The following is an 11,247-nucleotide window of genomic DNA, read 5'->3' as shown; positions in this document are numbered from 1 at the left end:
CGAGCGCGTGGTAGGCCGCGATGCCCCCGATCCAGATCAGCGCCGCCGCCAGGTCGACGTTGGGGCGCGCGCCGGCCGCCGCGCCACGCGCACCGGCGCCCGCGCCGCGCCAGGCACCGGCCAAGTCCTCGTCGGGCTTCGACGACATGGACGACGACATTCCGTTCTGATCCGACGGGACTTCCTTCGCAAGCAAGGGCCGGCTCTTCAGGGAGCCGGCCTTTTTTCTTGCCGCGCGCCGCGGCTCAGGGCCGGCGTTCCTTTGCGTGGACATCGCCGATGGTGCCGGCGTCGAGGGCGCTGTCGTAGATGCGCACGTTGTCGAGGAACCCGTCGTTCAAGCCATTGCCGCCCATGAAGGCGCCGATCGTGAAGAAGCTGGCCTGGTCGCGCAGGGCCGGGACCCCGGCCCTCTCCGAGACTTTCACGCCGTTCCTGTAGAGCTTCAGCACGCCACCGGATACCGCCGCGTCATAGGTGACCGCGAAGTGGTGCCATGTGTCGAGCTCGGGAGGGCCGGAGGGGTCCGCGACCAGTTCGAAGCCCTGGCCATGTCCTCCGGCGGACACGGGCTTGCCCTGCGGCAGGAAGAAGGTGTGCTGCCCGGCCGTTCGCCCCTGGTTGTCGCTCGACACGAGGTTCTGGGCGCCCGCGTAGGTGCCGAGCTTCACCCACACCGACTTGGTGTAGGCCGTGGCATTGATCGCCCGTGGCACCGTGACCCAGCCCGGCGCGCCGGTGTCCTGCGACAGCCGCATGACCTTGCCGCGCATGGCATCGTCCACGAAGCCGACCCCCTTGCCGGCGGCCGTGCCATTCATCGCGGTGCCCAGCGAACCGGTGTTCGCCAGGTCGCCGTCCTCGAAGGCGTATTCGAAAGCCGCCGGCGGCACGCGGACCGTCTGCGCCGGCAAGGTGGCGATGGCATCCAGCTGGGCCGCGGTGCCCAGGCCGGCCTGGCCCACGGCGGCGATGCGCACCGAATAGCTCGCGTCGGGTTTCAGGCCGCTCAGCATGATGGAGGTTGCCAGGCTGGTGGCGAATCCCGTGTCGGTCCAGGCGGCCTCGCCGGACAGGCGGTAGGCGATCCGGTAGCCCGTGATGGCGTTACGGCCCGAGAGGGCCGGCGCAGTCCAGCGCAGCTCGATCCAGCTGGCTCCCGAGGTGGCGCTCAAGGCCGTCGGTGCCGAAGGCGGCGCGAAGGCCGTCGGTGCATTGGCCAGGGCATGGGGCAGTTGCGCGAAATAGCGCAGCCCGTGTTCCCGTTGGCCCGCCGCGCTGAAGTGAATCGGGTCGCCGGGAGGAGACGGCAAACCGGTGGACGAGGCCACGGCGGTGAATGGAACGCGCTGGGTCGTCTCGTCGATGGCCTGCATGATGTTCGCCTTGGCCGCCGTCGTTTCGCCGGCCGCGTTGAACGTCGTGTCGACCAGTCCCCAGCTGTCGGTGAACTTCCCCAGGATCATCGGTGCCGAAGCCGCCCCGGCGATGCGAGCCCGGAACCCGTAGATCGCCGCATCCAGCGCCGCCGCGTAGCGCGCCGGCTGCGAGCCCCAGAAGCGGACATCGTCCTCGCCCTGGTGCCAGAGGATGCCGGCGAACCTGTTGTTCGGATGCGTGGCCATGGCCGCATTGGCTCGCTCCACGGCTTGTTCGAACAGGTCGTTTCCGGGATTCCAGCGCTGTTGATAGAAGCCGGTGCCGCCGAAAGCCGAGGGCACCAGCAGGATGCCTCGCCCCTTGGGGAGGTCATTGAGATAGGCCCTGGAAAACTGCATGGCCAGACCCACCCCGTTGTCGCGCTGAGGATGGTCGAGCGGATCGATTGCGGGAATGACGAAATTGCGGTGATCGTTCCAGAAGCCCAATTGCAGGATGCGCGGGTCCGGTGCGTCCAGAACCGGATCGAAGTTCTTGTCCCAGCCGACCATGTTCGATTGGCCGGCGAGCAGGAATACGTCGAACCCGGTTTCGGCGGAAGTCTCCGGCACCGCCGGATCGGTCGTCGTGCCGCCTCCCGGCCCGGGCCCCCGGGTGTCGCCGCCATTGGGCGCCACGGCAACGGGCACGGGGACGAAGCGCGTGTTCGTATCGCCGCCTCCACATCCCGCGAGGACCAGGCACGCGGCCGCGCAGGCCAGAATATTTCGCAGTGATTTCACGATTTGCCTCCTTTTGCTACCGATCAATACGGCGGGCCGGTTTTTTGATTTTTTGAAAGATGCGGCCTTTGGAAGCCGGGAGTCTTTGGCGATCGGCTGACGGTCTTCTTACGCAATCGATTCAATTCCTGGAGGATTGAATTTCAAGAATCCCGAATTGCATGAGTGGGCGAAATGGCCGGCGGCTGACCAATCGGCCTCGCCGATGAATTCATTCCATAAAGAAATTTCGCGTGCCCGCCCGCGGCCTCGAACGGGCGACCCGCGACACCGAGGAGGCGAGGCGGCCGCGGCCCGAGGTGCTCCCGCCCGCCGCCTCCCGGCGGAGGAGGGTAAGCCTTGATAAAGGAATGAATTTCTATACTGGAAATATTTTCCAGTTCTGCTTATGATTCCTCCCAGCGGGCCCTTCGGCCCCGACTCCCAGTCCTGGAGACGATCCGTGCCACTGCCTCGTCCGTTGTCCGTGTCCGATCTGCGGCGCGTGCCGAACGCGCCGTCCTGAGCGTTCGCCCGCGCCCCGCGCGTCCTTCGCGCCTGCTTCCGTCGTCGCAACCGCAGCTTCCTTCGCTCGCCGAGGGAGGGCGGCCTGCCGCACCCGATCGAAGCAGGGCGTCGCTTTCCTTCCCGTCTGAGGCCGGCATTCCTTGGTGCTTCGTCGGCTGCTTCCCCGGCCATCGGAAGCAGTCGAGCCATCCCGGCAGGGCGCGCCCGCGCGGTCCCGGCCACGACTACAAGTAGGAGACTTCGTTGAAACCAGCTCATTCCCTGACCCTCGGCCTCGTGTCGAGCGCGGCGCTCGCCCTGGCCCTGACCGCCTGTGGCGGCGGCAGCGGCGGCGGTGGTGGCTTCGTGCCGATCGCGGTGACGCCGCCACCGCCGCCGCCGGCCGCTGCGCCCGAGGAACCGGTGGACGACCGGCCCACCGATCCCGTGGCCGAGGCGCCCGACAACAGCTTCGACACCTACTACAACGTCTGCCGCGGCACCGACCCCAAGTGCTACAACGACTGGGGCGCCTTCGCCACCACGCCCGACCGCGTGCTGATCTACTCGCGCACCGCCGGGCCGCGCCACGCCAACCTCGGCACGCCGATGGGCCCGGGCCTCAACCCCGTCATGAATCCCGACAACGTGATGCAGGCCGGCCTGGTGCGCATGCTCAAGGACGCGGCCATCGCGGCCGACTGGACCGAGGACGTGGCCGTGCTCGGCAGCCGCATCAACAACTACAAGGCCGTGATCTTCGCGAGCTCGAACCGCGACACGCTGTGGAACGGCGCGGTCACGACCAGCAACGATGCCGCGCGCACGGCGCTGCGAAACTACATGCGCCGCGGCGGCGGCTTCGTCGGGCTGCACAACGCCTTCGGCGCCGAATACAACTGGCCCTACTACGAAGGCCTGCTGGGCAACGCCAACTTCTACAACCACGGGCCCAACCGCTCGGGCGACGTCGAGATCATTGCCGACGACCCCTCCACCGTGGACCTGCCCAGGCGCTTCACCTTCCAGGACGAGTGGTACAACCTCGCGCCCTTCCCGACCAACGTGAAGTTCCTCGCCAAGGTCGACACCTCCACGCTCAAGCCGCTGACCTCGCCGCCGCATCCGGGCCATGCGGACTTCCATCCCGTGGCCTGGTGCCAGTACTACGACGGCGGCCGCGCCTGGCTCAGCACGCTGGGCCACAACGACCACTCGTTCAGCGCCAGCTCGACCGGACCCGGCGCCGACCAGTTCCAGAAGCTGGTGGTGCAGGGCGTGAAGTCGGCCATGGGCCTGACGCCCTTCTGCACCACGCCCTGAGCTGACCCGACCGGCCTCGCGGCCCGCACGGTGCCTTGGCGCCGTGCGCGCAGCCCTGCGCGCCGCGTTCCTCCTTCCCATCGCGGACAACCTTTTCTTCGGAGCGGAGATCTTCACCATGCGACTCACATCACTGGCAGCGACGCTGCTCGCCTGCGGCGCCATCGGCGCACCCCTGCTGCTGGCCGGCTGCGGCGGCGGCGACTCGGGCGGCGGCGCCTTCCCCTGGTTCTCGGCGCCCCCGCCGGCACCCAACCCGCCGGCCCCGCCGCCGGCACCGCCCGCGGCCGGTCCCTCGGCCGCCGCGCTCGCCGACTGCTGCACCGCGGGCGACCGCGACTTCCCCAAGGTGGGCGGCAACCTCGGCAACCAGAACTACTCGAGCCTCGCGAAGATCGACAAGGCGCGCGTCGGCCAGCTCGGCGGCGCCTGGCTCAACCGCATCGAGGGCGGCACCAACACCGGCAACAGCCAGAGCACCACGGTGGTGGTCGACGGCGTGATCTACATCGAGTCGGCGCTCGGCAACCTGATCGCGGTCGACGGCAAGACCGGCGTCACCAAGTGGAAATGGACCACGCCTTACGGCGCGATCACGCGCCGCGGCGCGGCGGTCGCGAAGGACCTGGGCCTGGTCTACACCGTGGCCACGGGCAACCGGCTGGTGGCGCTCGACACGAACACCGGCAAGCCGGTCTGGATCAAGCAGTACCCGAGCAGCAGCACCGACGCCGACTACCAGGGTGCCGTGCAGAAGGTGGCGCTGGTCTATCACGACAAGCGCCTGTACGTGGGCACCAACGACGGCAACCGCGGCGCCGCCTTCTCGGCCGACGCGGCCACCGGCAAGGTGCTCTCCACCTTCTGGGGCGTGCCGCGCGTGGGCGAGCGCGGCTACGACACCTGGGGCGGCGCGCCCGAGTCGGACCGCACCGGCGCCACGCCGTGGATCCACCCGGCGGTCGATCCCGAGCTGGGGCTGGTGTACTGGACCTTCGGCAACGTGCGCGGTGGTTCGTCGCAGAACGGCTCCACGCGGCCGGGCCTGAACCTGTTCGCCAACTCGATCGTCGCGCTCGACCTCAAGACCGGCGAGTACAAGTGGCACTTCCAGTCGGTGCACCACGACATCTGGGACATGGACAACGTGATGTCGCCCGTGCTGGCCAACGTGAGGATCGCGGGCCAGGAGCGCAAGGTCGTGATCTACGGCAGCAAGACCGGCATGTACTACATCCTCGATCGCAAGGACGGCAGCGCGCCGCTGGGCATCGACGAGATGCCGGTCAAGCAGGACGCCCGTCAGGCGAGCTGGCCGACCCAGCCCTTCCCGCGCCAGGGCGCCTGGACCGAGACCTGCATCGTCGACCAGCCGCTGGGCACCGCGATCCCCGGCGACCCGAACCGCGCCGTGCCCAACTACCTCAAGGGCTGCCTCTACGACGCGCACTGGGACGTGCCGCTGCTGTCGATCCCGGGCCACGGCGGCGGCGCCAACTGGAACCACCAGTCCTTCAGCCCGCGCACCGGCCTGGTCTACACCGGCATGGGCTACGTCTCGGCCGCGCACTCGCTGACCGAGTCGAGCAACGGCCTGCGCCCGCCGGGCACCTACATGACGGGCGCGGTGGTGGCGGTCGACCCGAGCACCAACCTGGTCAAGTGGAAGAAGCCCATGCCCTATTCGCTGGCGCACGGCAACGGCATCCTGAGCACGGCCGCCGACCTGCTGTTCATCGGCCAGCCCGACGGCAACCTGCTCGCGCTCGACGCGGGCGACGGCAGCGAGCTGTGGCGCTTCCAGACCGGCGCGGCCATCGCCGCGAGCCCGGTGGCCTACGAGGTCGACGGCGAGCAGTACATCGCGGTGTATGCGGGCGGCACCAGCATCCCCTACGGCGACTCGGCGCCGCGCGGCGACTACCTCTGGGCCTTCAAGGTCGGCGGCACGGTGGCGCCGGCGGCCACGCCCAAGCCGCCCGAGGTGCGCCGGCCGGTGTCGGGCCAGGCGGTGGAAGGCGCGGCGCTGCCCACGCCCAACACCGTGTTCCTCGCGCGCGTGCAGACCGCGGCCAACGCGCCCGGCACCAGCGAGAGCACCGCGGTCAACGCGATGACGCCGACCTGGATGCGCGTGCCCGCGAACACCACCGTGACCTTCACCAACCCCGCCGGCAACGCCAACCTGCACTGCGCCACGCAGTTCTTCGAGGGCCGCTTCGACTTCAGGCTCGCACCGGGCCAGTCGGCGCAGCACACCTTCGACACGCCCGGCGAGTACTTCTACAACGACTGCCACAGCGCGCGACCGACCGGCAAGATCGTCGTGTACTGAGGCCGCGCGCGATGCAAGAAGGCCCCGGTGCGAACCGGGGCCTTTTTTCGTTGGCGCGGGAAAGGAGCCGGCGAGCCGGCGCGGCTCAGCGCAGCCGCTCGCGCAGCGGATCGCCGATCAATGTGGCGCGGCGCGCGCCGCCCTTCGTGCTGCGCGACCACAGGCGCTCGTTGCCGAGGCCGTCGTCGGCCACGAACAGCACCGCGCCGCCGAGCGCGACGAAGCCCAGCGGCATCGCATGGCGCGGTCCGGGCGCGACATCGGCCGCGAGGCGCGTGCCGGCCGCGCTGCCGTCGGTGGACCAGGGCTCCACGCCGTGCACGCCGTCGTTCGCCGAGAACCACAGCCGGCTGCCGGCCTGCGCGAAGCGCGCGGGCGAGCCGCTGCCGGCTCCCGGCCCCAGGTCCTTCACGAGCCGGGTGCCGGCCGCGCTGCCGTCGCTGGTCCAGAGCTCGGCGCCCGTCGCGCCGTCGGTGGCGGCGAAGTAGAGCCGGCCGCCGAAGGCCGCGAGCGGGCCGGGCACCGAACTCGCGGCGCCGGGGCGGATGTCCTTCACCAGTTGCGTGCCGGCCTCGGTGCCGTCGCTGCGCCAGAGCTCGATGCCGTGCGTGCCGTCCTCGGCCGCGAAGTAGAGCGTGGCGCCCACGGCCGTGAGATGCGCGGGCCGCGACGCGGCCTCGCCGGGGCGGATGTCCTTGACCATGCGCGTGCCGGCTTCGCTGCCGTCGCTGGTCCAGAGCTCGATGCCATGCCGGCCGTCGCTCGCGGTGAACCAGAGCCGCTCGCCGATCGCCACGAGGTTCTCGAGGTTGCCGTCCTCCGCGCCGGGCCGGATGTCCTTCACCAGCCGCGTGGTCTCGGGCGTGCCCTCGCTGACCCACAGCTCGTGCCCATGGGCGCGGCTGGTGGCGGTGAAGAACAGCCGCCGACCGGCCGGGGTGAGCTGGCGCACCACCGCGCCCGGCCCCGCGTCGACCGAGGACACGCGCCGCGTGCTGCGCGCATCGCCGCCGGTCTTCCAGAGCTGGAAGCCGTGGCGGCCGTCGTTGGCGACGAAGTACAGCGCATCGCGCCAGGCCGTCAGCTCGGCCGGCATGGCGTCGGCCTCGCCGGGGTTGAGGTCGGTCACGCGCTGCGTGCCGCGCGCGGTGCCGTCGCTGCGCCACAGCTCGAGGCCGTGCTCGCCGTCGGTGGCGGTGAAGTAGACGTGCGCGCCGAAGCGCGTCTGCCAGCTCGGGAAGGCGCCGCGAAAGCCGGGGCGGATGTCCTTCAGCAGCACGGTGCCGGCGGTGGTGCCGTCGCTGCTCCAGAGCTCCTGGCCGGTGGTCACGTGGAAGGCCGAGAACAGCACGCGCTGGCCCAGTCGCACCAGGCCGGTCGGCCCGATGAAGGCGCGCGGCTGCAACTGTTCGGGCAGCACGTCGCGTGTCGGGTCCTGTGCCGATGCGGCCAGCGGAACGAAGAGCGCAAGCGCCGCGCACAGCGCGCGCAGCCGGCAGCGCGAAGGCAGCAGGGCGGGCGCGCGCATCAGCCGCCGAACCATTTCGCGGGCACCGTCACCAGCTGCGGGAACAGCACCATGAGGAACATGATCGCGAACTCCGCCGCCATGAAGGGCAGCACGCCGCGCGTGACCTCGTCCATGCGCATGCGGCCCACGCCCGCCACCACGTTGAGCACCACGCCCACCGGCGGCGTGATCAGCCCGATCGAGTTGTTGATGATGAACATCACGCCGAAATAGACCGGGTCGATGCCGGCCGCCGCCACCACCGGCATCAGCACCGGCGTGAGGATCAGGATGGTCGGCGTCATGTCCATCGCGGTGCCCACCGCCATCACCAGCAGCATGATCGCGATCATCAGCAAGATCTTGTTGCCCATGAAGGGCTCGAGCAGCGCGACCACCTTGGCGGGCAGGTCGGCCACCGTGATCAGCCAGGCGCTGACCATCGCCGCGGCGATCAGGAACATCACGACCGCGCTGGTCTTGGCGGCGCTCACGAAGATCTTGTAGAGATCGGGAAAGCGCAGCTCGCGGTAGATGACCGTGGCCACGAAGAGCGCGTAGACGGCGGCCACCACGGCCGCCTCGGTGGGCGTGAACACGCCCATGCGCAGGCCCACCAGGATGATCACCGGCAGCATCAGCGCCCAGCCGGCCTCGCGCGCGGCGCTGGCGATCTGGCGGCCGGACTGGCGCGGCGGCGGCTCGATCTTCTCGTGCCGCACCAGCCAGGCCCAGGTGATCCACAGCGCGCCGCCGATCAGCAGGCCGGGCACGATCGCCGCGAGGAAGAGCTTGGAGATCGAGACATTGGCCGCCACGCCGAAGATCACGAGCCCGATGCTCGGCGGGATCACCGGGCCGATGATGCCGGTGGCCGCGATCAGGCCGCCCGCGCGGGCGCGGTCGTGGCCGGCCGAGACCATCATCGGCAGCAGCAGCGCGGTCAGCGCCGCGGCGTCGGCCACGGCCGAGCCCGACAGCGCCGACAGCAGGCAGCCCGCCATGATCGTCACGTAGCCCAGGCCGCCGCGCACGTGGCCCACCAGCGCGAGCGCCAGCGCGACGATGCGGCGCGACAGGCCGCCCGCGTTCATGATCTCGCCCGCGAGCATGAAGAAGGGCACGGCCAGCAGCGGGAAGCTGTCGGCGCCGCCGATCAGGTTCTGCGCCAGGATCTGGGCATCGAACAGGTCGAGCTGCCACATCAGCGCCACGCCGCTGGCCAGCAGCGCGAAGGCGATCGGCATGCCCAGCGCCATGGCCAGCAGCAGCGATCCGAGGAAGACGGCGATCGTCATGCGCGGCGCTCCCGTTCGTGGTCGAGCACCTGCGCGAGCGCGGCGGCTTCTTCCGATTCCTGGATCGCCACCAGCTGGTCGTCGGCGAGCCGGCCCGTGACCAGGCGCAGCAGCTCGATCAGCAGCAGCGCCGCGGCCAGCACCGAGAACACCAGGCCCGAGGCGTAGACCACGGCCATCGAGGCGCCGGTGACCGGCGCCTCCACGTCCCAGTTGATCCGCGTCTGCGCCAGGCTGCCCTGGAACAGCAGCCACAGGATGTAGAGCATCAGCAGGTGGCTGGCGCCCAGGCACAGCTTGCGGCCCAGCGGCGGCAGCTTGCCGACCACCATGTCCACGCCGAGGTGGGCATGCTCGCGCAGCGCCACCAGCGCACCCAGGAAGGTGATCCAGATGAACAGCCAGCGCGAGACCTCCTCGGACACGGTGATGCCCGAGTTGAGGCCGTAGCGCAGCACCACGTTGCCGAACACCAGCACCACCATCGCGGCCAGGAAGGTCGCGATCAGCGCCTCCACCACGCGGCAGGCGCGATCGATCCATCGATTCATGTCGTCCTCTTCAATCCGGTCGGGGGGCGTGCGCCGTGCACGGGCGCACGCGCGGGCTCACTGCCTGGCGTCGCGCACGATCTCGACCAGCGCGCGCAGCGCCGCGAGGTAGGACTGCGGACCGAGCCCCTGCACCGTGCCGCGCACGGCCGGCGAGATGATCGAGTGCGCGCGCCAGGCCTCGCGCGCCGCGATGTTCGACATGTGGACCTCGATGGTCGGGAACGGCATGGCCTTGATCGCGTCGTGCAGCGGCACGCCGTGCTGCGTGAGGCCCGCGGGATTGACCAGCGCGCCCTGCGCCTCGTCGATGTGCTGGTGCAGGAAGTCGACCAGCGCGCCTTCGTGGTTGGACTGGATCGTCGCCACCGTGATGTCGAGCTCGCGCGCGAGCTTGTCGATGCGCGCGTCGATCTCCGCCAGGGTGGTGCGGCCGTAGATGTGCGGCTCGCGGCGGCCGAAGAGATTGAGGTTGGGGCCGTGCAGGACGAGGAACTTCATGATGGATGCTCGCGGTTCCCTTGCACTCACTGCTTGCCGCCGCGGATGCGCGCGAGCTCGTCGTTGTAGAGCTTGACGATGGCGGGGTCGTACTGGGCCGCGAACTTGTCGATCACCGGCTGCGCGATTTCGCGCATGCGCACCTGCTCCTTCGGCGCCACCTCGTTGAACTGCGCGCCCTTGGCCTGCAGCTCGCCCACGGCCTTCTGCGCCGCGGCGCGGCTGGCCTGGCGCTGGTAGCCGCGCGCCTCGTCGGCGGCCTCGCGCATCCACTTCTGCTCGGTGGGCGAGAGCTGGTCCCAGAACTTCTTGCTCACGAGCACGATGTTGGCCGCGTACACGTGGTTGGTCGCGCTCACGAACTTCTGCACCTCGTAGAACTTGTTCGACAGGATCACGGCGAACGGGTTCTCCTGGCCGTCGACCGCCTTCGACTCGAGCGCGCCGTAGAGCTCGGCGAAGGGCATCGGCACCGGGTTGGCCTTGAAGGCCTTGAAGGTGTCGAGGAACACCGGGTTCGGGATCACGCGGATCTTCAGGCCCTGCAGGTCCTCGGCCCTGGCGATCGGGTGCTTGCTGTTGGTCACGTTGCGAAAGCCCAGGTCCCAGTAGCCGAGCGCCACCAGGCCCTTCTCGGGCAGCTTGGCGATCAGCGCCTGGCCCAGCGGCCCGTCGAGCAGCTGGTCGGCCTGCTCGAAGCTGGCGACCGCGAACGGGAAGTCGACCAGGCCGAACTCCTTGACGATGCCCGCGAGCGAGGTGGTCGCGGGCGCCGACATCTGCTGCACGCCGCCCTGCAGCGCCGACTGCTGCTGCATCTCGTTGCCGAGCTGATTGGCCGGGTACTCCTGCACCTTCATCTTGCCGCCGCTCTTGGCCGCGAGCAGCTCGGCGAAGCGCTTCACGCCCAGGCTCACCGGATGGTCGGTGTTGTTGAGGTGGCCGAAGCGGATGGTGCGTTCCTGCTGCGCCAGGGCGGGCGCGGCGAGGCCGATGCAGAGGCTGGCGAGGGCGAAGGTGCGGAGAAGTTTCACGGAAGGGCTCCAGGGAGGGGACGGAAGTCGGCAGGGCCGAAGCGATG

At 69.8% G+C, this 11,247-nt stretch carries 8 protein-coding genes; 2 read left to right on the top strand and 6 right to left on the bottom strand.

Features of this window, described 5'->3' with window-relative positions; translation table 11 throughout:
• Window positions 1-245: 245 nt before the first annotated feature.
• Entirely contained in the window at window positions 246-2,162 is a 1,917-nt protein-coding gene (locus ACODT0_RS33240; protein ID WP_489043210.1) for a sialate O-acetylesterase, read from the bottom strand.
• 750 nt (window positions 2,163-2,912) lie between these two features.
• On the opposite strand from ACODT0_RS33240, the gene ACODT0_RS33235 reads away from it, so the two are divergent.
• Both ACODT0_RS33235 and ACODT0_RS33230 read left to right on the top strand, forming a co-directional pair.
• Complete coding sequence (locus ACODT0_RS33235) at window positions 2,913-3,971, top strand: ThuA domain-containing protein (RefSeq protein ID WP_489043209.1); 1,059 nt, start codon at window positions 2,913-2,915, stop codon at window positions 3,969-3,971.
• Window positions 3,972-4,089: 118 nt separating this feature from the next.
• Window positions 4,090-6,306, top strand: a complete 2,217-nt coding sequence (locus tag ACODT0_RS33230; protein WP_489043208.1) for an outer membrane protein assembly factor BamB family protein — start codon at window positions 4,090-4,092, stop codon at window positions 6,304-6,306.
• Window positions 6,307-6,391: 85 nt separating this feature from the next.
• Here the strand turns inward: ACODT0_RS33230 and ACODT0_RS33225 are convergent, their stop codons facing one another.
• Genes ACODT0_RS33225 through ACODT0_RS33205 form a run of 5 tightly spaced genes read right to left on the bottom strand, consistent with a single transcriptional unit; the run spans window position 6,392 to window position 11,200 of the window.
• Window positions 6,392-7,834, bottom strand: coding sequence for an ELWxxDGT repeat protein (locus tag ACODT0_RS33225; RefSeq protein ID WP_489043207.1), 1,443 nt, complete (start codon window positions 7,832-7,834; stop codon window positions 6,392-6,394).
• Complete coding sequence (locus tag ACODT0_RS33220; RefSeq protein ID WP_489043206.1) at window positions 7,834-9,114, bottom strand: TRAP transporter large permease; 1,281 nt, start codon at window positions 9,112-9,114, stop codon at window positions 7,834-7,836. The genes ACODT0_RS33225 and ACODT0_RS33220 overlap by 1 nt, the downstream gene beginning before the upstream one ends.
• Window positions 9,111-9,665 (bottom strand): TRAP transporter small permease, encoded by a 555-nt coding sequence (locus ACODT0_RS33215; RefSeq protein ID WP_261212404.1) that lies wholly within the window; start codon window positions 9,663-9,665, stop codon window positions 9,111-9,113. The genes ACODT0_RS33220 and ACODT0_RS33215 overlap by 4 nt, the downstream gene beginning before the upstream one ends.
• A gap of 57 nt (window positions 9,666-9,722) precedes the next feature.
• Window positions 9,723-10,166, bottom strand: coding sequence for a type II 3-dehydroquinate dehydratase (locus tag ACODT0_RS33210; protein ID WP_057594001.1), 444 nt, complete (start codon window positions 10,164-10,166; stop codon window positions 9,723-9,725).
• Window positions 10,167-10,192: 26 nt separating this feature from the next.
• Window positions 10,193-11,200 (bottom strand): TRAP transporter substrate-binding protein, encoded by a 1,008-nt coding sequence (locus ACODT0_RS33205; protein WP_489043205.1) that lies wholly within the window; start codon window positions 11,198-11,200, stop codon window positions 10,193-10,195.
• Between the last annotated feature and the right edge of the window lie 47 nt (window positions 11,201-11,247).

The organism is Variovorax sp. FG153 (assembly GCF_057809595.1).
The sequence above is the reverse complement of the archived record's forward strand: the minus strand, read 5'-3'. Positions and strand labels throughout refer to the sequence as shown.

Bases quoted from the DNA above. Each gene is read 5' to 3' on its own strand.
- ACODT0_RS33230 (WP_489043208.1), top strand. From the start codon at position 4,090: ATGCGACTCACATCACTGGCAGCGACGCTGCTCGCCTGCGGCGCCATC.
- ACODT0_RS33225 (WP_489043207.1), bottom strand. From the start codon at position 7,834: ATGCGCGCGCCCGCCCTGCTGCCTTCGCGCTGCCGGCTGCGCGCGCTG.
- ACODT0_RS33220 (WP_489043206.1), bottom strand. From the start codon at position 9,114: ATGACGATCGCCGTCTTCCTCGGATCGCTGCTGCTGGCCATGGCGCTG.
- ACODT0_RS33215 (WP_261212404.1), bottom strand. From the start codon at position 9,665: ATGAATCGATGGATCGATCGCGCCTGCCGCGTGGTGGAGGCGCTGATC.
- ACODT0_RS33210 (WP_057594001.1), bottom strand. From the start codon at position 10,166: ATGAAGTTCCTCGTCCTGCACGGCCCCAACCTCAATCTCTTCGGCCGC.